Source organism: Streptomyces bugieae (assembly GCF_036352915.1).
Lineage (GTDB): Bacteria > Actinomycetota > Actinomycetes > Streptomycetales > Streptomycetaceae > Streptomyces > Streptomyces endophytica.
The window spans coordinates 702,717-724,091 of sequence record NZ_JAZBJP010000001.1; the positions used below are offsets into that span (position 1 = coordinate 702,717).

General features: G+C 73.2%; 13 protein-coding genes and 1 pseudogene. 5 read left to right on the forward strand and 9 right to left on the reverse strand.

The annotated features are described in order from the left end of the window. Positions 1–67: 67 nt before the first annotated feature. Positions 68–931 (reverse strand): DUF4190 domain-containing protein, encoded by an 864-nt coding sequence (locus V2J85_RS03390; RefSeq protein WP_261953174.1) that lies wholly within the window; start codon positions 929–931, stop codon positions 68–70. Positions 932–1,301: 370 nt separating this feature from the next. Between V2J85_RS03390 and V2J85_RS03395 the strand changes: the two genes are divergently transcribed. After that, positions 1,302–2,801, forward strand: a complete 1,500-nt coding sequence (locus tag V2J85_RS03395) for a glycosyltransferase family 39 protein (RefSeq protein WP_330820577.1) — start codon at positions 1,302–1,304, stop codon at positions 2,799–2,801. Positions 2,802–2,823: 22 nt separating this feature from the next. Here V2J85_RS03395 and V2J85_RS03400 read toward each other — a convergent pair whose 3' ends face one another. Beyond that, positions 2,824–3,768 (reverse strand): hypothetical protein, encoded by a 945-nt coding sequence (locus V2J85_RS03400; protein WP_261953172.1) that lies wholly within the window; start codon positions 3,766–3,768, stop codon positions 2,824–2,826. Positions 3,769–3,770: 2 nt separating this feature from the next. Continuing rightward, on the reverse strand, positions 3,771–4,193 hold the full coding sequence (locus tag V2J85_RS03405; protein WP_330820578.1) for a hypothetical protein: 423 nt from the start codon (positions 4,191–4,193) through the stop codon (positions 3,771–3,773). A 146-nt stretch (positions 4,194–4,339) separates the two neighbouring features. Between V2J85_RS03405 and V2J85_RS03410 the strand changes: the two genes are divergently transcribed. Together V2J85_RS03410 and V2J85_RS03415 are read left to right on the forward strand one after the other, a co-directional pair. After that, the gene (locus V2J85_RS03410) at positions 4,340–8,473 is read left to right on the forward strand and encodes a CHAT domain-containing protein (protein WP_330820579.1); all 4,134 of its coding nucleotides are present in this window, start codon (positions 4,340–4,342) and stop codon (positions 8,471–8,473) included. A 54-nt stretch (positions 8,474–8,527) separates the two neighbouring features. Continuing rightward, positions 8,528–9,097, forward strand: a complete 570-nt coding sequence (locus tag V2J85_RS03415) for a GNAT family N-acetyltransferase (protein WP_330820580.1) — start codon at positions 8,528–8,530, stop codon at positions 9,095–9,097. On the opposite strand, the gene V2J85_RS03420 is transcribed toward V2J85_RS03415, so the two are convergent. The 3 genes from V2J85_RS03420 to V2J85_RS03430 all read right to left on the reverse strand — a co-directional run bounded on the left by V2J85_RS03420 (position 9,091) and on the right by V2J85_RS03430 (position 12,326). Further along, the gene (locus V2J85_RS03420; protein WP_330820581.1) at positions 9,091–9,834 is read right to left on the reverse strand and encodes a class I SAM-dependent methyltransferase; all 744 of its coding nucleotides are present in this window, start codon (positions 9,832–9,834) and stop codon (positions 9,091–9,093) included. The two genes, V2J85_RS03415 and V2J85_RS03420, sit on opposite strands and share 7 nt — an antisense overlap. Positions 9,835–9,982: 148 nt before the next feature. Beyond that, positions 9,983–11,707, reverse strand: a complete 1,725-nt coding sequence (locus tag V2J85_RS03425) for an acyl-CoA dehydrogenase family protein (protein ID WP_261953166.1) — start codon at positions 11,705–11,707, stop codon at positions 9,983–9,985. 40 nt (positions 11,708–11,747) lie between these two features. Beyond that, positions 11,748–12,326, reverse strand: coding sequence for a PadR family transcriptional regulator (locus V2J85_RS03430; RefSeq protein ID WP_261953165.1), 579 nt, complete (start codon positions 12,324–12,326; stop codon positions 11,748–11,750). 144 nt (positions 12,327–12,470) lie between these two features. Between V2J85_RS03430 and V2J85_RS03435 the strand changes: the two genes are divergently transcribed. After that, positions 12,471–12,968 carry a hypothetical protein gene (locus V2J85_RS03435; protein WP_261953164.1) on the forward strand — a complete coding sequence of 166 codons (498 nt, stop codon included), beginning with the start codon at positions 12,471–12,473 and terminating at the stop codon, positions 12,966–12,968. Here the strand turns inward: V2J85_RS03435 and V2J85_RS03440 are convergent. Continuing rightward, positions 12,961–15,513: pseudogene (locus V2J85_RS03440) on the reverse strand (SpoIIE family protein phosphatase). The gene V2J85_RS03435 and the pseudogene V2J85_RS03440 overlap by 8 nt on opposite strands. Before the next feature lie 215 nt (positions 15,514–15,728). Between V2J85_RS03440 and V2J85_RS03445 the strand changes: the two are divergent. After that, on the forward strand, positions 15,729–16,463 hold the full coding sequence (locus V2J85_RS03445) for a hypothetical protein (protein ID WP_330820582.1): 735 nt from the start codon (positions 15,729–15,731) through the stop codon (positions 16,461–16,463). 13 nt (positions 16,464–16,476) lie between these two features. On the opposite strand, the gene V2J85_RS03450 is transcribed toward V2J85_RS03445, so the two are convergent. Then, on the reverse strand, positions 16,477–19,515 hold the full coding sequence (locus V2J85_RS03450; RefSeq protein ID WP_330820583.1) for a tetratricopeptide repeat protein: 3,039 nt from the start codon (positions 19,513–19,515) through the stop codon (positions 16,477–16,479). Next, complete coding sequence (locus V2J85_RS03455; RefSeq protein WP_261953161.1) at positions 19,512–21,323, reverse strand: HSP90 family protein; 1,812 nt, start codon at positions 21,321–21,323, stop codon at positions 19,512–19,514. The genes V2J85_RS03450 and V2J85_RS03455 overlap by 4 nt, the downstream gene beginning before the upstream one ends. Positions 21,324–21,375 lie beyond the last annotated feature (52 nt).

Here is a 21,375-nt window from a genome sequence, read left to right on the forward strand (position 1 = left end):
GCCCACCACACGCACTTGCCCGGCGATCCGTCGTCCGCGCGGGCGGCCAGGCGGGGGTGAGCAGGCGTCAGCGGGTGGAGCCGCTCCAGTAGGCGTCGTCCCACCGGATCGCGTCGGGGCTGAACTCGACCTCGGCCCGGCCGGCGGCAGCGGGCGGCAGCGAGAAGGCGTACTTGCCGACGGCCGTCCTGCCGGGCAGGAGGTATCCGGTGAGGACCTTCTGCCGGCCGCTTCCGTCGATCACCAGCTCCGCCGAGGCCCCGTCGGCGTCATTGACGTCGGGCAGCCCGGTCTTGATGGAGACCCGCTGCTTTCCGGTGTTGACCACCGTGATCGTGACCTGAACGGCCTTGTTGCCCTTGGCGTGACCGTAGGCGATGGCGTCCGGGGTGAACGGTGTCGGCTTGGCCACGGTGACCTTCAGTCCGTCGCCGAAGGTGTACGACTCGCCGAAGGACAGATGCCGGGCCGCCTCCTCGGCCGCCGCCTTCTCGTTGCCCTTCTTGATCTCCCTGACCTTCGCGCGGGCGTCGTCGACGGCGTGTTTGACCGTCAGGACCGTGACGACCCCGCTGCCGGCGGCGATCAGCAGGCCGACGATGCCCATGACGAGACCGCTGACGGCCATGGCCTTGTTGGTGGCCAGGCCCTTGCGCGCATGGCTCAGTCCTATGGAGCCGAAGACCAGGGCCAGCAGGGCCGGCAACCAGGAAATCCAGAACAGGATGATGAACAGGCCGAGGCCGATGCCGACCAGGCCGAGCACCAGAGCCGTGATGCCCATGCCGTTGCGTGGCTGCGCAGGCGGCACCGGGTACGGCAGGCGGGGGACCACACCCGCCGGGGACGACGAAGGCGGGGCCCACGGATCGTGGTCCAGCGGCGGTCTCCCCGAGGACGAGGAGCCGTCGGAAGAGGTGGGCGTGGTCATGCGGATCCCTTCGGGCAATGAGGCACTCGGACCTGCCCGAGTTTTTTCGATTTTATGACCTCGTACCGTCGATACCGGTCCCTCACCCCCGGGACGCGAGGACGCCCCGGCCTTCCACGGCACCCCGGGACGGCGCGGAAGCCGATAGGCGGGACATTTACCGCCAATTCGGCAAATCTCGATGTGATCTTCGTCGGAACCTGCGCCCGCAGGCGACATGACGGCGAGGAAATGCGCCCACGGCGCGTAGATTCTCGGCCACGGGGAGATCATCGGGGCCATTTACGGCTCCTCCCTTCGGTTTTGACGGAACGCAGGCTTCAGCAGGCGTTCCGGTATTTCCCGTTTTCCGGTCTTCTTGGGGGGCACCGTGCGGCACGGCCGCATATCCATCTGCGCCGGTCCGGCCGTCCTCGCGCTCGCTCTCGGGCTGTGGGGCATCACGCGCGAGCACAGCATGTGGCGGGATGAGGCGGCGACCTGGCAGGCAGCACATCGGTCACTGGCCGAGATAGCGCACATGGTCGGCCAGGTCGACGTCGTCCACGGCCTGTACTACGCGGTGATGCACGGCGTGTTCGCCCTCTTCGGCGACAGCCTGATCACCCTGCGGCTGCCCTCGGTGCTCGCCGCCGCCACCGCCTGCGGACTGACCGCGCTGCTCGGCGCCCGACTCGCGACCGCCGTGGCGGGAACGGCCGCCGGGCTCGCCCTGGCGGTCGTGCCGGCGGTTCAGGAGCACGCCCAGGAGGGCCGGTCGTACGCCCTCGTGCTCGCCTTCGTCGTACTCGCAACGTGGCTGCTGGTAGCCGCACTTGAGCGGCCGGACGGTCGGCGGTGGGCCGGGTACGCGGCGGCCACGCTGGTCGCCGCGTGGCTCAACTGGTTCTCGCTGTTCGCGCTCGTCGCGCACGGCGTCACCATGGTGTGCGTCCGGCCCGACCGAACGCGCCTTGTCCGGTGGGTACTTGCCGCCTCGGCGGCCGTCGCCGCGGCGCTGCCGGTGATCCTGACCAGCCGGGCCCAGTCCTCGCAGGTCTCCTGGATCAAGCCGCTCGGCTGGTCGACGGTACTGGGTGTGCTGATCACCGTGGCGATCGCGGCCCTCTGCACGCGGCTGCCGCAGGCACGCGGGGTGGCGGGCACGCGCGAGGAAGCGCCGTATGCGCGCCTGAACCTCGCGGTGGTCGCGCTCCCGCTCTGTGCGGTGCCCCAGGTCGGACTGGCGTTGATCTCCGTCGTCAAACCCCTCTTCGTCACCCGCTATGTGCTGTTCGCGTACGTGGGGCTCGCGCTCCTGATCGGCGTCCTGCTCGCCACGATCGCCGCACGGGTCGGACCGGGCGCCCGCGTGCTGCTCCCGGTCGCCGTCACCCTGGCCCTCCTGGCGCTGCTCCCGATCGAGCTCCGCCTGCGTACCGAAGAGAGCCGCATCGACGACGTCCTCAGCGCGGCGGCCACGGTCGGCCAGGTGCGCGACACCGCCGACGGCGTCCTCTACATTCCCGCCGCGCGCCGCGACACCGCTCTCGTGTCGCCCCGGGAGTTCGCCGGCCTGCGCGATCTGGCCCTGGCCCAGGGGCCGGTGGCATCGGGCACGCTGAAGGGCATAGAGGCCGAGCCGCGCGACATAGAGCGCGCCATGCTGGGCGCGCGGCGCATAGTGCTCGTCACCGACCCCGGGCCGGAGCGGGCCGACACCGTCCGCGACCTCACCAAGCAGCGTGTGCTGAAGGAACGCTTCGTGCGCTGCTCGACCAGCGTCGTACGGGGCCGCCAGGTGAGCCTCTACGCACGCGGGAAGTGTCACCCAGCAGGTGGGCAGGACGCCCCGCGCACCGGCTCGGCACGCCGGGCTGCTCAGGGGTAGCCGCCGGCTCACCCCTCCCCCGTCATCCGCCGTGCCCTTCCGGCGGGGTACGGGGGCGGAGCTGTTGCATGAGGGCGTCGCCGAGCGCGGGTGCCGCCGGGCCCGGGTGGTCGACGCCGAGCTGGGCGGCCAGCTCCCCGAGGTGCAGACGGACGGCGGCTTCCAGCAGCTGGGCGTAGGTGTCGACGGCGGCGTGGATGCGGTACCTGGCGGTCAGGGCGAGGGCCGCGGCGAGCGGGGCGGCGGGCCACCACCACACGGTCAGCGCGGCGTACGGCACGGACCAACCCGCCAGGGTGACGGCCCGGGTGAGGGCCTGCTCGGCGGCGGTGATCTCGGCGCGGGTGGTGTCGGGCAGCACCAGCCACAGGTGCGGCCACAGCACGGCCAGATCGAGGTGGTGGTCGCGTTCCAGTCGTACGGAGACGGCGTGGATCCGGTCGCCGCTCCAGGTGGGCCGGGCGGGTTCCTCGGCGGCGAGGCGCCGCAGCGCTTCGAGCGCGGCCCGGCGCGGGGCCCGGTCGGCCCGGAGTCCGTCGCGGGCGAGGGCACGGGCGTCGGCGTCCCGCTGCTGTCGGTAGCGGTGCGCCGCGGCGTGCCAGCGGGCCCGGCGGCCGGCGACGCGGGCTCGGGCCCACTGCCGCAGCGGGACCGGCCAGGTCTCCCAGTCGGGGGCCAGCGTGCCGCGCTGGACCAGTACGCCCAGGCCCTGGGCGACCAGTCCGGCCGCCGCGGCCGCGGCGAGGACCGCACCGAGCAGGACGACCTGACCGCCGACGGTGGTGGCGGCGGGGGTCTGGGCCCAGCGGGTGAGCCGGTCGGTGAGGCGGTGCGGGTCCAGGGCGTGGGCCTGGCCCAGGGTCGCGGCGACGGTGGCGGTGGCCAGGAAGAGGGCGCCGGGCAGGACCAGGAGGGTCAGCCAGCGCTCGGCGAGCTTCTGCCCCAGGGCGCTCAGGAAGCCGCCCACCGCTACAGCCGTTCCCTGCGCAGGGGCCGGTCGCTGATGCGGCAGCGCGGGGGCTCGCCGCGGTCGGGCCAGGCATGGCGCGCACAGAGCCCGGCCGGGCACAGCAGGACCCACTCGTCAGGCGCCGGCGAGGTGATGCCGAGCGGGGTCAGCCCGCGGGCGCGGCCGTTGACACCCGCGGCGTCGCCGGCGGCCAGCAGCGCCTCGTGGAGCACGTCGAGCGGTGGCCCGAGGTCTCCCCCTGCGCGCAGCGCCGCCAGTAGCCGCTCCAGGGGAGCCGCGCCGTCGGTGCCGTACGCCTCCAAGGTCGCCCGGATGCGGTCCAGTTGGTCGCAGACATAGGCGATGTCCTCGCGCGCGTCCGGTGCGTACGCCCCTTGGCCACCGTCACCGCCACTGCCGGCGCCGTCGCTGCCTCCCCACATCCCTGCTGTGCCCCCTTCGCCGTCGGTTCGGCGGCCTCTCCCGGGCTGCGCGCCGTCGGCGCGGTGTTCCGCCTTGAGCTGTCCCGTCAACTGGCGTTCCATTGTGCCCAATTGGTGCGTGAGATCGGTGCGGACGGGGAGGCTCGGTGGGACAGCGTGACGAACTCCTGGCGGCGGTGCGGGCGCGCGTCGACCAGGTGGCCGCGACCGGGGACGCCTCCGTGGTGCTCGCGGCGGCGGCGCGTGCGGAAGCCCACCGGCTGGCCGCGATCATCGCCGGCGATCCCCTCGACGTGGAGGCCGCGCACGCCCTGGGCCGGCTGCACTACGCGCGTGCTCAGGCTCTTCCCGAAGCGCTGGCCGGACCGGACGTGGCGGACGCACTCCGCTTCTTCACGCCGTGCTTCATCGCGGGACGGGACGACGACCTGCCGCGCCCGCTGCTCACCGCGCTCGCCGAACGGGCCGTCCCGGCCGGGTTGGACGGGCTCGCGTACGCGTCGGAGACGGACGCCGGCCCGGCCTTCCTGACCTCGCTCGTCGCCCTGTGGCGGCGGATCGCGGAGCACACCCCCGCCGACGCCCCCGAGTGGCCCGGGGCGCTGGCGAACCTCGGAACTGCCTTACAGCGGCGGTTCGAACACCTCGGGGAGGCGGCGGACGCGGACGAGGCGGTGACCGCGATCGACGCGGCCGTCCGGGCCACCCCTGACGGTCATCCCTACTACCCCATGCTGCTCTCGGACCTGGCCGTCGCCCTGCAGAGGCGGTTCGGGTGCACGGGCGTGCCGCAGGATCAGGACGCCGCGGTGGAGACGGCGCGTGCGGCCGTCCGGGCCACCCCTGAGGACAGCCCGCACCGCGCGATGCATCTGCACAACCTCACGTCCGTACTCCGGGACCGTTTCGACCGGACGGACGCGGCGGCTGACCTGGACGATGCGGTGGAGTGCGGCCGAGCGGCGGTGCGGGCCGCGGCAGCCGGCCACCCCGGTCCGGCCAGCTACGCGAGCACCCTGGTGCAGGCCCTGCGGGCCCGGTTCGCGCGCACGGGAGACCTGGCGGATGCGGACGAGGCCGTCGAGTGGGCACGCGAGGCCGTCCGGAGTGCCGACAGTGATGACCCCGAGCGTGCCCGTTGCCTCCATGAGCTCGGTGTCGTGCTGCAGCAGCGCTTCGAGCGTTCCGGGAAGCGGGCGGCGCTGGACGAGGCCGTGGAGGTGGCCCGGGCCGCGGTGCGGGCCGCCCCGGCCGATCCGCTCCACCGCGCCGTTCACCTCAACAACCTCGGCATCCGGCTGCAACTGCGGTACGAACGGGCCGGTGCGATCGCCGACTTGGACGAAGCGGTCGAGGCGGGACGGGAGGCCGTCCGCGGCACTCCCCGCGCACACCTCGGTCGTGCCGACCATCTCTCCAACCTGGGCATCGCCCTGCGGATGCGGTTCGAACGCGGCCGTGTGCCCGCGGATCTCGACGAAGCCGTGGCGGCGGGGAGGGCGGCCGTCGAGGGCGCGACGGACGCTCACCCGCACAGCGCCACCCACCGGGGCAACTTCGGCGTCACTCTGCTCGTCCGCGTCGAGCACACCCGCGACGCCACGGGGGTCGACGAAGCGGTGGACGCGGTCCGCGCCGGCGTCCGCGGCACGTCGGACGGCGATCCGGGCCGACCGACGTTCCTGTCCAATCTCGGCCTCGCGCTGTGGTTCCGTTTCTCCCGCAGCGGCGCACTCGCCGATCTGGACGAAGCGGTCGAGGCAGGACGGGCGGCGGTGCACGCCCTCCCCGCCGACCACCCCGAACGTGCCAGGTGCCTGCACACCCTCTGCCTCGTCCTGCGGACCCGGTTCGACTGGACGGGGCAGCTGGCGGACCTGGACGAGGCCGTACGGGCGGCACGCCTGGCGGTGCGGCTCACCTCCGACGACCGCATCGGCCACGCACGCCAGTTGGCCGGCCTGGGCATCGTGCTGCGGATGCGTGCCGAACGCACCGGCGCGCTCGGCGATCTGGAGGAAGCGGTCGAGGCGGGGCGGGCGGCGGCCCGCACCCTTCCCGACGCCCCTCCGGACCGGCCCGACCACCCCGACCATGCCGTCCACCACGCCGTCCACCACGCCTCCTCCGACCACCTCGCCCCCTCTCCTCACCCCGATCACGCCGCGCACCTGACCAGCCTCGCGCTGACCCTGCAGCAGTGCTTCGCGCGGACGGGCGACCTCGCGTACCTGGACGAGGCCGTGGAGACCGGGCGAGCGGCCGCGCGGGCCACTCCCGACGACCACCCGGACCATGCCCTGTACCTCAACAACCTCGGCATCGCCCTGCGAGAGCGTTACGAGCACAGCGGTGTGCCCGCGGATCTGGACGAAGCGGCGAGGCTGGGGCGCGAGGCGGTCCGGGCCACTCCGCACGACCATGGCCACCGCTCCGCATACCTGGCCAACCTGGGCAACGCCCTGGCCATGAGGTTCGATCGTTCCGGTGCGGCCCGGGACCGTGACGAAGCGCTGGACGCGTGGGAGCAGGCCGCCACCATGAAAGCCGGTGCGCCTTGGTTGCGCGTCCGCGCGGCCCGTAACGCGGCGGAACTGGTGGCGGCTTCGGCGCCGGTGCGGGCCGCCGCGTTCCTGGAGCGGGCGGTGCTGATGCTGCCCGAGGTGGCGCCACGCCGGCTGCGGCGGGGTGACCAGCAGCATGCTCTCGGCGCCCACGCCGAGGGTCTCGCCGCCGACGCGGCGGCCCTGGCCCTGGCCGATCCCGAGGGCGGCACACCGTCCGAACGCGCCACCCGCGCCCTGCGGCTCTCGGAGGCCGGGCGAGGCGTGCTCCTGGCCCAATCCCTCGATGTCCGCGGCGACTTGACCGAGCTCACCGAGCAGCATCCCCGGCTCGCCGGCCGTTTCTGCGCACTCCGCGAACTGCTCGACCAGGACACCGCCGTGATCCCCGCCGGGATCGGCCGAGTCCGGCCCGGAGGCATCGGAGCCGAGCGCCATCGGCTCGCCGGGGAGCTCGACGACGTGCTGCGCCGCATCCGGGCCTGCGCCGGATTCACGACCTTCGGCCTGCCGCCGGGCCTCGACGAGCTCTTGGCGGAAGCCGCTCATGGCCCGGTGGTGACCCTCAACGTCAGCCGCTACCGCAGTGACGCGATCCTGCTCACCCGTCACGGCGTCGGCTCCTGTCCGCTGCCGCGGCTCGACCGGGACTCCGTCCTCGACCGGGTCGGCGTCTTCTCCCGCGCGCTGGCCGAGGCGACCGCGCCGGACGGCGACCGGGTCGCCGCGCAGCAGACCCTGCGCCGCACACTGGAATGGCTGTGGGAGGCCGCGGTCGAGCCGGTCCTGTCCGCCCTCGCCGCCATGGGTGAAGCGGTCCCCACGGGCGAGGAGGTGCCAACGGGCGAGGGGACGCCCACGGGCCAGGACGGTCGGCCGCTGCCCCGCGTGTGGTGGACACCGGGTGGACCGCTGGGGCTGCTGCCCCTGCACGCCGCCGGGTTCCACACCGAGCCCGCACGGGGACCGGCCCCCCGTACCCTGTTGGACCGCGTGATCTCCTCGTACACCCCCACCGTCCGCGCCCTGCGGCACGCCCGCAGGCGTCAGGCCCGGTCCGCGGACCGGTCCCGGTCGCTGATCGTCGCCATGCCGACCACCCCTGGGCAGAGCCCCCTGCGGTACGTCCCCGAGGAAGTGCGCCGGATCCGGCCGCTCCTCCCCCGCCCGGTCCCGCTCACCGAACCGCCCGTCGCCCACGACGACGTGTGCGCGCCACCCGCCGCCGAGACCCCGACCACGGCGAGCGTCCTCGCCCGTCTCCCCCAGTGCGGCGTGGCCCACTTCGCCTGCCACGGCGCGAGCGACCCCGCCGACCCGTCGCAGAGCCGGCTGCTGCTGCACGACCACGCCACGACACCGTTGACGGTCTCCGCCCTGGCCCGGGTCGACCTCGACCACGCACGCCTGGCCTACCTCTCCGCCTGCAGCTCGGCGGCGCCGGGCGGCCCTCGCCTCCTGGACGAGGCCATCCATCTCACCAGCGCCTTCCAGCTGGCCGGATTCCCCCATGTCATCGGAACGCTGTGGCCGATCAACGACCGCCTTGCCGCCGAGATCGCGGAGTCCTTCTACACCCATCTGACCACCGGCCCCCGGGAAAGCCTCGCCCCCGACCGTGCCGCGGCCGCCCTCCACCACACCCTGCGCGCCGTACGCGACCGCTTCCCGGCCACCCCGTCCTTGTGGGCGAGCTATCTTCACGCCGGGGCGTAGAGCCTGTCCGAGCCACCGAACGAACAGCCGCACGAGCAGCCGCACGAGGAGCGTATGAGCACCTTCCTGGAGACCGCGCGGATGACGCTGCGCCCGTTCACCGCAGGGGACGTGGACCGGCTGGTCGAGCTGGACGGCGACCCCGAGGTGATGCGGTACCTCAACGGCGGGCGGCCGACGCCGCGCGAGACGATCCGCACCGAGCACCTGCCGCGCCTGCGGCACTCCTTCCCGGCGACCGGAACCGTCGGCTACTGGGCCGCCGAGGCCAAGGAGACCCGGGCGTTCCTCGGCTGGTTCGAGTTCCGTCCCGTCGAGGAGGACGGCCCGGCCGTGGTCGAGCTCGGCTACCGCCTGCGCCGGGCCGCCTGGGGCCACGGCTATGCCACCGAGGGCTCTCGGGCCTTGATCCGCAAGGGATTCACCGAACTCGGCGTGCAGCGGGTGACCGCGAACACCATGGCCGTCAACGCCGCCTCACGACGGGTGATGGAGAAGGCCGGCCTGCGCCACGTCCGCACCTACGTCGGTGACTGGCCCGACGCCATCCCCGGTTCCGAGCACGGCGAGGTCGAGTACGCCCTGACCAGGGCCGAATGGGAGCAGCGGACGGTGCGTCAGTAGTCCGCGACCAGCAGCCGGTAGCCGACGTCAAGGGCGTCGCGGGCGAGCAGGTCGGCGTGGCGTTCCTGCCACCGGCCGGTCGCCAGGTCATCGGCGAGCGCCGCCAGGCCGGGGGCGAGGGCGTCCTCTCCGGTCTGGGCGAGCAGGGAGATGCCGGCACGCACCTGCGGGTCGAGGTAGGCGTGGGGGCGTCGCCAGTACGCGGCGCCGAACCCGTCGGTGCAGTCGTGCGGGACCGGAACGGGCTCCACGCGCGCGCCGCCGAGCAGGGCGACCAGGTCGTCGATCGGGATGGCGCGGGCGTCGTCGAAGGCGGCGGCCTGCGGGAGGTAGTCCCGGACGAGCCAGAACCGTTCGCGGAAGACCTGTTGGTCCCAGGTCAGGATGACGATGCGGTGGCGGGCGACCCGGCGCAGTTCGGCGATCCCGGCCGCCAGGTCGGTCCAGTGGTGGACGGTCAGCAGCGCCATGACGGCGTCCGCGGCGTCGTCGGACAGCGGGAGGTGTTCGGCGACCGCACACACGGCGGGCGCGGAGCCGGGCGGGCGCTGGGCGAGCATGACCTGGCTGGGCTCGACCGCGAGGACGGTGTGCGGTGTCTCGTAGGAGCCGGTGCCCGCTCCCACGTTGATCACGTCCGCGGCGTCCCCGAGCGCGGCGCGGATCCGCGCGGCGATCCGCGGGTCGGGCTGCCGGGTCCGGCCGTACGTCGCCCCGAGCGTGTCGTAGAGAGCCATGCCACTCAGTATCCGGACGGGACGGCGGCCCGGGCCATGGGGGGGGTGCGGAGAGGTGCACCGTCAGCAGTGCGGCCCGGCCGGCGTCCTCGAACGCCGGCCGGGCCTGATGCGCAGTCAGCTGACCTGCCACGTAGGCACGTTGGTGTTACGGAGCCATCTCGTAAGCCCCGGCCAGCGCCTCCACCCGCTCCCAGACGCGTGCCGAGCGGCCGTCGTCGACGGCCGGGCGGCGGACCGCGCCCAGGGCCCAGGCCTGCTGTGCCTCGGTGGCGGAGTCCTTGCCGTGCAGCTCGACGGCGTGTGCGGAGAAGTCCCTGACCAGGACGGCGAAGAGTTCGTCCAGCACGTCCTCGTCGAGGGTGGTGAGCTCGGCCTGCTCCAGGATCAGCTGGCCGTGCACGACCAGGGCGAAGAGCTGGCCGATGGCGAGGAGGAGGTCCAGGTCGCGGCTCTGCTTCTCGTCGGGTGCGGCGGTGGTGACGAACTCGCAGAGGGCGTCGGCCTGTTCGCGGAAGCGGGCGACGTTGGGGAGGTGGGCGTGGGCGTCGTAGGCGGCGCGCCAGTCGTGGAAGCGGATGGCGCCCAGGCCGCGGGCCGGCCCCTGGCGGAAGAGGAACGCGTCGTCCGCCGCGTCGAGGCGGGTGGGCACGGGCGGGTACTCGGCCGGGGCGAGCAGGTGGTTGCCCATGAACTTGAGGATCAGCGCCAGGTTGACGTGGACGGTGCCCTCCAGCTTCGGCAGGCCGCGGATCTCGGTGGCGGCCTGGGCGAAGTAGGTGTCCTTCTCGAAGCCCTTGGCGGCGATCACGTCCCACATCAGGTCGATGACCTTCTCGCCCTCGGTGGTCACCTTCATCTTCGTCATGGGGTTGAAGAGCAGGTAGCGGCGGTCGTCGGGGCCGGCGGAACGGAAGTAGTCGACGGCGCGGTCGCTGAACAGCTTCATGCCGACGAGCCGGACGTAGGCGTCGGTCAGTTCGCGGCGCACGTGCGGGAAGGCGGTGACCGGGCGGCCGTAGAGGATGCGGTTCTGGGCGTGGGTGACGGCCTCGTACATCGCGTGCTCGCAGATGCCGATGGCGCCGGTGCAGAGGTTGAACTTGCCGACGTTGACGGTGTTGAGGGCGGCGTCGAAGGCGGCGCGGCCGGTGTGCAGGATGTCGTCGGGGCCGACCGGGTAGTTCTCCAGGCGGAATTCGCTGACGTACTTCGAGGAGTCGACGACGTTCTTCACCAGGTGGTACGCCTCGTGGCGGCTGTCGGCGGCGAAGAAGACGTAGCCGTCGGGGCCCTCGATGTCGGTGCGGCGGCCGAAGACGGAGACCAGGCCGGCGGCGTTGCCGTTGCCGATGTAGTACTTGGAGCCGGTGGCGCGGAAGCCGCCGGCACCGTCGGGCTCCAGCAGCATGTCGGTGGAGTAGATGTCGGCGCCGTGCGCCTTCTCGGACAGGCCGAAGGCGAACACCTCGCCCTGGTCGAGGAGTTCGGCCGCGCGGGTGCGGGCGGCGGCGTTGTCGCTCTGCCAGACCGGGCCGAGTCCGAGGATGGTGACCTGCCAGGCGTACCAGTAGTCGAGCCCGTAGAAGCCGAAGATCTCGTTGAGCGCGGCGATCCGGGCGGTGTCCCAGCGCTTGTCCTGCTGCCCTTCGCCGGCGGCCGAGGCCGGGGTGAGGAAGGTCGCGAACAGCCCTTCCTTCGCGGAGAACGCGAGGAAGTCCGCGAGCCAGGCGCGGGAGCGGTAGTCCTCGATCAGCTTGCGCTTGCCGCGGGTCTCGAACCAGTCGACGGTGGCGCGCAGCAGCCTGCGGGTCTCGGGGTCGAAGTGCGCCGGGTCGTAGGTGCGCGGGTTGAACAGCAGCTGGTCGGCCATGGAGGGTTGCCTTCCGGGGGTCGGTGGTTGAGGGGTGTGGTTACGGGGCCGGGTCGGCGGACGGTGGTGCCGTGCCGAGCCGGCGGAGGGTGGCGAGGACGTCGTCGAGCCAGTCGAGCGTCATCCGCTCGTAGGCGATGCCGCCGCGCAGCACCACGTGCTGGAGCTGCTGTCCGGCGTCGGGTGCCGCGGGGGCGTCGGGCCCGGTGAAGTCGCGGCGCTCGCCCGCGAGGTAGTGCGCGAGCCGGTCGCTGTGCGCCCGGTGGTGCCGTTCGACCTCACGGATCAGCGCGGACGGATCGTCGAAGGCCGCGCCGCGGATCTTCACCGCGAGGTCGTGCCGGACGCTCTCGGGTTCGATCGGCTCATGGAGCCACTCGGAGAGGGCGGCCCGGCCGCGGGCGGCGACGGAGTACTCCTTCTTGTCCGGCCGGGCCTGCTGCGGCACCTCGCGGACGTCGATCCAGCCGTCGCTCTCCATGCGCTTGAGCACGCGGTAGATCTGCTGGTGGGTGGCGGTCCAGAAGTATCCGATGGACCGCTCGAAGCGCCGGGACAGCTCATAACCGGAGCCCGGCCGCTCCAGCAGCGAGACGAGGATCGCGTGTTCGAGCGCCATGCCCCGATCCTTCTATGCAACTCGTTGCATAAGCAAGAGGGCCCGGCCCGGTGAGACCCGGCTCACCCTGACGTCACCTCGGAAGCCGCCGCCGGCCGCACCATGAGCGAGACGGTCGCCCCTGCGCCCTGGCATGATCGCCGGATGCTGCGCAGCGTGGAGATCACCGCCGAACTGACCAACCCCCCGCGGGACGAGGACTTTCACAACCTGCACTGGCAGAAGAAAGTGCAGCTGAGCCTGGATTGCTTCATCTGCGGGCGCACCAGGCGCACGACCACCTTCGAGGGCGGGCAGGAACACGCTCTCTGTTCGGGCGACGAGGAGTACCCGGGCCATCCCACTGCCGGTCGGATCGCGGCCTTCGACGTCACCACCGAGCGGCACCGGACGACGCTGCGGGCCGTCGTCGACTACTGGTGGGCGCCGTTCCACGACGCGAAGCGGGACCGGGCGTCGACCGCGCTGACGCGTGCGCCGTGGGTCCGCCTGCACCTCGGGTACCACTGCCCGCAGGCCGGACGGTCCGGAGCGTTCAGCACGCAGACCAACATGGTCAGGCCGGTACCGGACGCCTGCAGCCACTGCGCCCGTCCGCTGGCCACCAGCGAGCGGGCCCCCGCCCTCCGGCTCCTCACCTGAGGTGCTGCCCGGTCCAGATGATCTTTCCCTCGGGGGTGTAACGGGTGCCCCAGCGATCGGCGAGGTGGGCGACCAGGTACAGGCCGCGGCCGCCTTCGTCCGTGGTGGCGGCGTAGCGCAGGTGCGGTGCGGTGCTGCTGCCGTCGGAGACCTCACAGGTCAGCGTGCGGTCGCGGAGGAGGCGGACGGCGACCGGTGGGGTGCCGTACCGGATGGCGTTGGTGACGAGTTCGCTGAGGACGAGTTCGGTGGTGAAGGCGGTCTCTTCCAGGCCCCATTCGGCGAGTTTCGCGCTGACGGCGGTGCGGACCGGCGCGACGGCGGACGGCTCGTGGGGCACGTCCCAGTGGGCGACCTGGGCGGCCGGCAGTCGCCGGGTGCGGGCGACGAGCAGCACGATGTCGTCCTCCTGCTCGGCGGGGAGCAGGGTGCGGCAGGCGTCCTCGCAGATCTCATCGACGTTCCGGTCCGCGGCTCCGGCGAGGGCGCGGCGCAGCAGGGTCAGGCCGGTGTCGAGGGAGCGGTCGCGGCTGCGGATCAGGCCGTCGGTGTAGAGGACGATGCGGGTGCCTTCGGGGAGGTGGTGTTCGCTGCTCTCGAAGGGGAGTTGGGTCAGGCCGAGGGGTGGGCCCGCGGGAACGTCCGGGATCGTGACGGTGCCGTCGGGGAAGACCAGCGCCGGTGGTGGGTGGCCGGCCCGGGCCATGGTGCACTGCCCGGAGACCGAGTCGTAGATCGCGTACAGGACCGTGGCTCCGGTGACGGTGATCGCCTCGGTGTCGGTGGATTCGTCGCGGTCGATCCGGTCGACGAGTTCGTCGAGGTGGCTGAGCAGTTCGTCGGGCGGCATGTCGAGGCCGGCGAAGTTGTGGATCGCGGTGCGCAGCCGGCCCATGGTGGCGGCGGCGTGCAGCCCGTGACCCACCACGTCGCCCACCACGAGGGCGACGCGCTCCCCCGCCAGCGGGATGACGTCGAACCAGTCGCCGCCGACGCCGGCCCGGGCCGGCAGGTAGCGGTGGGCGACCTGGACGGCGTCCGGGCGCGGCAGATCGCTCGGGAGCAGGCTGCGCTGGAGGGCCACGGCCGTGGCGTGCTCGCGGGTGTAGCGGCGGGCGTTGTCGATGCAGAGGGCGGCCCGGGCCACCAGCTCCATCGCCGCCGAGCGGTCATCGCCCTCGAACGGGGCGCGCTCGCCGGTGCGCCAGAAGTGCACCACGCCCAGTTCCGCGTCCCCGGCTCGCAGGGAGGCGGTGATCAGGGACCGGAATCCGCTGCGGAGGAGGGTCCGGGCCGGCTCCGGTGCGCGTGACCGCCAGCCGCTCGCGACCTCCAGATCGGGCACCAGCAGGACGTGGGGATCGGTTCCGGAGCGGACGAAGGCAACGGTCTCCGCCGGCACCGCGGCGACCCCGGGCGTCCGGGCAACTGCCGCGCGCCGCATCTCCCCCGGCGCCTGCGCACCGGGCTCCTCGCCGCGCAGCACCCACTCCGGTACGTCGACCGTGACGGCGTCCGCGAAGCGCTCCACCGCCACCTGCGTCAGTTCCTAGGCGGTGTGCGTCACGTCCAGTGTGGTCCCGATGAGCAGGCTGGCGTCGTAGAGCAGTTGGAGGCGTTCCCGGGCGACCTCGGCGCGTCCGGTGACGGCCTTCAGCTCCGTGGTGTCCCGCAGGGTGACCACGCTGCCGCCGTGGGGGCCGGTCGGGCGGCAGCTGGCGGCGAGCAGCCGGTCGTGCACCCGGTGGACCTCGTCCGTCGCCTCCCGGCAGGAGGCCAGCAGGTCGGTGAAGTGGGCCTCCAGGCCCAGGTCGCGGACGTCGCGCTGTTCGGCGCCCCGGGGCAGTTCCAGCAGCCGCCGGGCCTCGTCGTTGGCCAACAGCAGCCGCCGGTCGGGGCCGACGATGAGCACGCCTTCCCGGACGGCGTGCAGTACCGCGTCGTGGTGCTCGTACATGCGCGTCACCTCGGCCGGCCCCAGGCCGTGGGTCTGCCGGCGCAGCCGCCGGCTCACCAGTGCCGCGCCGCCGACGGCCAGGGCGAGCGCCCCGGCCACCGCGCCCCCGAGCAGCGGCAGCTCCCGGTTCACCGCTTCGGACACCGTGGTGATCTGCACGCCCGCGGTGACCACACCCACCACGGCACCGCGCGCGTCGGTCACCGGGACCACCGCGCGGATCGCGTCGCGGGGTGCGCCGGTGAACTTCTCCGTGAACGACTCCCCGTGCAGCGCCCGTGCCCAGTCACCCGAGGCCGGGTGGCCGATCAGCGACGGCACGGGGTCGGTGTAGCGGGCCGGTGGGGCTGAGTACGGCGACGAAGTCGACCCCGGAGTCCCGCCGGATCGCTTGGGTGCGGGGCTGCAATACGGCGGTGGGATCGGGAGCGCGCAACGCCGCTGCCGTACCGGGCGCGTGGGCGAAGCCCACCGCCACCCGAGGGACCGGGCGCCGGCGGTCTGCTCGCTCTCGCTGCGGGCCTGCAGCACCTGCACCGCGCACCGTCGGCCCCGCCGACGCAGCCGGGAGCCACCCCGGCGTGACATTCACCATAGGAAATTCTCGGAATTCAAGGGCAACTGCCCGGTTTAACGGAATTTTCCCCTCCGGTTCTCCGGTCGCCAATGGCCGGGCAACGGCGGATCACTGGGCGGCATGGCCGCTCAGCCTTACGATCAGCGCCTGCCGCACCGCGCACCCCCATACCGCGACGGCTCGTCGTGATTTCCTCACTTCCTTTCTTGATCCAGAAGAAGGCTTCATGAAGCTTCGTCGTGCCTTGACGGCGGTCGCCGCGACCGCCGTGCTGCCGCTCGCCCTCGCCGCCTGTTCGTCCGGCGGTTCCGACCACCCGTCGTCCGGCGCGTCCGCAGGCCACAAGGGGTCCTCGAACGCTGCCGGCGGACCGAATGCCGGCCTGCTCAACGGCACCCGGCTGAAGGCCCTGCTGCTTCCGGTCGGCGAGCTGCCCAAGGGCTACAAGGCCGACCCGCAGGCCACCCGTGACTCGGGGACCGCCTTCGCGCCCGCCTCGTCGAAGGCGCCGCTCAACCTGGCCGGGGCCTGCCCGAAGCTGGAGGCCAGCGCCTGGATCCAGACCGCCGGTCTGGAAAGCGCCGCCTTCGCCCAGGGCGACTTCGCGAACGCCTCCCAGGAGGAGTTCAATCAGGAGGTCGACAGTTTCAGGGGCAAGGACGCGCAAACGGTCATGCTGCGCCTGGGCCAGGTCCTGCAGCACTGCGCGCATTTCACGGACAAGTCCAACGGCACCACCGCCGCGGTGACGATCAAGACCACCACCGTTCCGAAGATGGGCGACCAGACCCTCAAGGCCGTCCTCACCGCCCCCGAGTGGGAAGGTGGCACCACCCTGGTGGCGTCCCGGGTCGGCAACACCGTGATCACCACCTTCTACAACGTCCAGTCCGGCGACAAGGGTTCCGCCGGACTCGGCCTGACCAAGAAGATCGTGGCGCAGGCGCAGAAGGCGAAGTAGCCGGCCCGGCGGCCTAGCCGACCCGGTCGAGCAGGGCCCGGGCGTCCGCCCGGTGCCGTTGCACGGTATTCCGCTCGCCGTCCGCGTCCCCGTCCGCCGTCCCGTCCGCGTCGCCGTAGTCGTCCAGGACGGTACGGGCCCGGGCGCGGGCGGCGGAGTGGCGGCCGAGGTCGGCCTCCAGCCAACCGGCCCTCAGCCGGGCGGAGTTGTGCTCGCGCCGACCGGCCTCGCCGAGGGCGGCGTAGACCGCGATGGCCTTCTCCACATGGCCGAGGGCGTCTTCGTAGGCGCGCTGTACGGTGCCGCCGTCGGCCCCGCCGTCACCGTCGTCATCGTCGTCTTCCGGGTCGCCGGGCTCGGACGCGCGGGCACCAACCAGCAACTCGGCGGTCTGGCGGTGGGTGGCGGCGAGTTCCCACCGCAGCCGGGTGCGCCGCTCCTCGTCCGCCGACGCGGCGAGCGCCTCGGTGAGCAGCAGCTCGGCCGTGGCCAACAGGGCCCGGGCGACCGGCGGTCCGCTCTCCGCGTCGCGCAGGGCGAGCCACGCGCGGGCCCGCACGGCGCGGGCCACGCGGTCCGGCTGCCCGAGGGCGCGCCAGAGTTCCTCGGCACGGGCGTAGGCGGCGCTGGCCTGCTCGTGCAGCCCGGCGCGGTGGAGGGCGTCACCGGCGAGATGGGCGAGCGCGGCATGGTCGCGCTGCCCGTCCCAGCCCTTGGCGAGGTCGGCGGCGAGCAGGAACTGTTCGCTCGCCGCCCGCGCGTCGCCGGTCGCGTCGAGGCATTCGCCCAGCCACCGGCGGGCCCGCACGACCCGGCCTTCGGGGTGGTGCTTGACGAGGTCGGGCAGGGCGCTCTCCAGAACGGACGCCGCCTCACCGAACCGCCGGAGGCGGCGGAGGGCACCGCCGAGCACCAGCCGCGCCCAGGCACCGGGACCGGCACTGTCGGCGGCCTCGTCCGCCCAGTGCGTGGCGTCGAGCGCGTGGGCGGCCACCTCGGCGTCGTCGCCACCGAGAGCGACCAGGGCCTCGGCGAGGACGAGATGGAGGCGGGCGGCGCCGACCGGATTGAGCAGCTCGCCGCCGTGTTGGAGAGCGGCCCGGGCGGATGTCTCGGCGGTCCGCGGATCTCCCTCCTGGAAGGACAGCTCGGCCAGCTGGGCCTCGGCCTCCGCGGCGTACCAGGGCACGGCGGCCTCGTGGAACAGCTCCGCCGCCCGGCCGAACAGCTCGGCGGCCCCCGGTGCGTCGCCGCGCCCCTCGACCACACTGCCCAGCAGGCAGGTGGCGTCGGCGAGGCCGGACAGCATCCGCTCCTCGCCGCGGTGCCGCTCGGCGAAGGCGAGCACCGCGCGCACCTCGTCCTCCAGGGCCGCCGCGGCCGCTGCCGGGTCCGGCGCCGCGTGCAGCGTACCCAGGCGGGTGCGGGCGGCGGTGTTCAACGCCACCGTCAACTGCCGTGCGGTGGCCCGGCCTTCGGCGTGCAGCGCACGCAACGTGCCGCAGATCGCGTCGAGTTCGGCGAAGCCCTCCGGACGTCCGGAGACCGCGGCGCACGAAGCGGCGCGCACCCGGCAGAGGGCGGCCTCGCCGGGGTCGCCCGCGGTCTCGAACCGCTCGGCGGCCGTACGGAACAGCGGAATCGCCGTGTCCGGGTCGTCGAAGGCGTCCATGGCCACCTGGTCCGTCACCTCGGCGCGGGCGCGCGCGTCCAGTTCGGTGCCGGTGCGTTCCGCGGCGTCGGCGACCGCACTCCAGGCGGCGCGGGCGTCCGGGTGCTGCGCCCGGGTGAGGCGGCGGGCCTCGGCCAGCAGCGCGTCGACGTCGTCCGCGGCCTCGGCTGCCGCCTCCGCTTCGACCGGAACGGGCCCGGGAGCGGGATCCGGAGCGGCAGCCTCCGGGCGGACGGTGGTGCGCGGGCCGAGCCGGGCGGCGCGTACACCGAGGGGAAGCCGGTCGGTGAGCGGGGTGCCGGCCATCCGCCGGGCCACCCCGCTGCCGACGGCATCGGTGCCGTTGCGTGCGTCGAAGCGCCCGGCCAGGTCGGTGGCCGCGGCCTCGGTACGCGCCAGGAGGCGGGCGACGGTGAGGGTGGTGCCGCCCGGTGCGGGCACGGGACGGCCGCCGTGGCCCAGTGCCACCAGCCTCCGCAGCAGCAGCGCCGTCGGGGCCAGCAGGTCCAGCCCGTCGAGCAGTTCCCCGTCGGCGTCGAGGTGTGCCGTGTGCTCCGCCAGGATCTCCAGGCCGCGGGCCTCGTTGCCGGTCAGTGCGCAGAATTCGATGTGCCGGCCGATGGTCGGCAGGAGGCTCTCGTTGCCGCGGGCCATGCGGTAGCCGCGCAGATGGTGGTGGCGGGCCTCGTCGTACCGCCCGAGACGCACCAGGGGCAGCAGGGATTCGGAGAGGACGCGGTGCGGTTCCTCCCGGCAGCTGAATTCGCCGCCCAGCACGGGTGCCCAGAGGGCCAGGGCACGTGCGTCGTCACCGTGGTCGGCGTACCAGGTGCCCTGCGCGTCGCGTTCGCAGGCGTGGCAGTTGCTCATCTCGTCGCGGTCGGCGGCGATCCACTCCTCCAGCAGCCGGCCGGCGAGGGCGTCGTCGCCCAGGTGCTCGGCGAGGCGGAACTCGGCGGCGCGGACCGCGCGCATCGAGTACCCGGCCGTGCGGTAGCGGTGTGCCATCTCGGTGAGCCAGCGGCGGATGGCGTCCAGGGGAATGCCGGGGTAGTCGATCATGCCGCTGCTGACCCACTTGAAGCGCCAGTGGAGCCGGTAGACGGCGTAGCTGTCGAAGTCCCCGGGATCCTCGTCCCACATGCGCAGCAGCCGGGAGAACGGCACGAACATCTTGTCGCTCTCCGCGCTGAACTGGTAGCCCTTGATCAGCCCGAAGAGCGCGTCGAGGAGCAGCTTCCGGTCACCGGTCCCCTCGGCACGGTCCACGAGTTCCTCGGCGCGGCCGTTGCGGGCCGGGCCGTTGGGGGCCTCTAGGTTGTCCGCCAGCCCCCGGCGGATCTCCGCGATCTCGCGGAGCCTGCGGACATCGGCGTTCATCGGGCCTCCTCCTGGCCGTCGGAGTGCGTGGCCCAGCGCAGCAGCTCCAGGAACGCGCGGTTGAGCAGCGCCGAATCGGCGGGCCGGAGCGGGCGTTGGGCCATCAGCAGGGCCTGGCCGTACAGCGCCTCGGCGGCGGTGCCGGCCAGTTCCCGGTCCTCGATCCGGGCGATGCTGCGGACCAGCGGGTTGTGGTGGTTGAGGACGAGCCGGGCGCGCGGTTGGCTGCCGCGCAGGCTGCCGAGGATGCCGGCCCACAAATCGTCCGCCTGCGCCTCCTCCTCGGCCCGGGCGCGTTCCTGGCGGGCCGAGCGGTCGTCGAGGTGGAGCGCCGGGACGGACACCGGGTGGAAGGTGCGCAGCACCACGTCCACACCGAGCGGGTCGAGCTTGCCGCGGGCGGCACCGAGGAATCCGGAGACCGCCAGTTCCTCGGCGGGTTCGACCGGGTCGAGGTGGGCGGCGACGGTGTCGGCGTCGAGCTCGGCGACGTTCGTGCCGGGCCGTACCTCCGGCAGCAGCTCGATGAGCTCGGTGTCGTACGTGTAGCCGCCGTTGACGACGCCGATGCCCTGGGCGGCGGCGATGGCGGCGACCTGCCGGAACTCCTCGACGGTCCGGGTGAAGTGCACCACCGGGTGCCGGCGGGCGAACTCCTCCAGGGGCAGCTGCCCGTCCGTGGTCTCGAACGGCAGCCACGGCAGCATGGTGGTCAGCACGTCCCGGTCGTGTCGGGCCAGGGACTTCACGCCCAGGTGGTGCACGGAGAGGAACTGTGCGAGCCGCTCGGGATCCCCGCCGGCGAGACCGGTGAACCACTCCTTGACGCGTGCGCCGAGCGCGTCGCGGACCGCCGCGAGGGTCTCGTCGGCGTACAGGCTCTCGCGGGAGGCGGTGGGGCGCAGGCTGTCGGTGTCGATGACGCAGCGGACGAAGAACGCCCAGTCGGGCAGCAGCTCGTCGGCCCGCTCGGTCAGCAGCATGCCCTTGAGGTGGACCCGGTGCCCGGCACGCTGCGCGGGGCTGACCGCGGAGGGCAGGACGTAGGCGACGCCGCGTACCCCCGCGACCGGCAGGTCGAGGTCGATGGCGTCGAGCGGTGTGAAGCCGAACTGCTGGTGACAGTGGCGGGCGAGGGCGACGCGCCGCGCGGCCGGGGAGGGGTGGCGGCGCTCCCAGACGGCCGGGCGGTCGGTGACCGGTTCGTCCCCGACCCGTACGTCATAGGGCAGCAGCGCGCCGAAGTCCTTTGCCAGTGCGGTGACCCGGGCCTCGGTGAGCCATTCGGCGGCGCCGGGCCGGGCGGTGAGGTGCACGGTGGTGCCGGGCTCCGGGTGCGCGTCCTCGGGCAGGGTGCGCACGGTGTACGAGCCGTCGTCCCGGGCCGTCCACTCCACGGGCGGCGCGGCGGCGTCCCGCGCCGACCGGCTGACGACGCGGATCTCCTCCGCGACGACGAAGCACGCCAGCAGCCCGATGCCGAACTGGCCGAGGAATCCGGCCCGGGCCGACTCCAGGCCGTCGCGCTTGGAGCTGCGCCCGATGGTGGCCAGCAGATCGTGCACATCGGCCTCGGTCAGGCCGACCCCGGAGTCCGCCACCCGCAGCACGCCTGGTTCGTCCGCGTGCAGGCGCACGCGGGCGGGCGCGTCGGGCTGTTCGGCGTGGCGGGCGGTGATGGCGTCCACGGCGTTCTGCAGCAGTTCGCGCAGATAGACCTTGGGGCTGGAGTACAGGTGGTGGGAGAGCAGATCCACCAGGCCGCGGAGATCGACCTGGAAGGTGTGCGGTATGTGATCGGCAGTCATTCATCCCTGCGCAGGCGGACGTGCGGTGCGTGGGCCCGGCGGCGCGGATAGG

Bases quoted from the DNA above. Each gene is read 5' to 3' on its own strand.
- V2J85_RS03390 (WP_261953174.1), bottom strand. From the start codon at position 931: ATGACCACGCCCACCTCTTCCGACGGCTCCTCGTCCTCGGGGAGACCG.
- V2J85_RS03405 (WP_330820578.1), bottom strand. From the start codon at position 4,193: ATGTGGGGAGGCAGCGACGGCGCCGGCAGTGGCGGTGACGGTGGCCAA.
- V2J85_RS03415 (WP_330820580.1), top strand. From the start codon at position 8,528: ATGAGCACCTTCCTGGAGACCGCGCGGATGACGCTGCGCCCGTTCACC.
- V2J85_RS03420 (WP_330820581.1), bottom strand. From the start codon at position 9,834: ATGGCTCTCTACGACACGCTCGGGGCGACGTACGGCCGGACCCGGCAG.
- V2J85_RS03425 (WP_261953166.1), bottom strand. From the start codon at position 11,707: ATGGCCGACCAGCTGCTGTTCAACCCGCGCACCTACGACCCGGCGCAC.
- V2J85_RS03430 (WP_261953165.1), bottom strand. From the start codon at position 12,326: ATGGCGCTCGAACACGCGATCCTCGTCTCGCTGCTGGAGCGGCCGGGC.
- V2J85_RS03435 (WP_261953164.1), top strand. From the start codon at position 12,471: ATGCTGCGCAGCGTGGAGATCACCGCCGAACTGACCAACCCCCCGCGG.
- V2J85_RS03445 (WP_330820582.1), top strand. From the start codon at position 15,729: ATGAAGCTTCGTCGTGCCTTGACGGCGGTCGCCGCGACCGCCGTGCTG.
- V2J85_RS03450 (WP_330820583.1), bottom strand. From the start codon at position 19,515: ATGAACGCCGATGTCCGCAGGCTCCGCGAGATCGCGGAGATCCGCCGG.
- V2J85_RS03455 (WP_261953161.1), bottom strand. From the start codon at position 21,323: ATGACTGCCGATCACATACCGCACACCTTCCAGGTCGATCTCCGCGGC.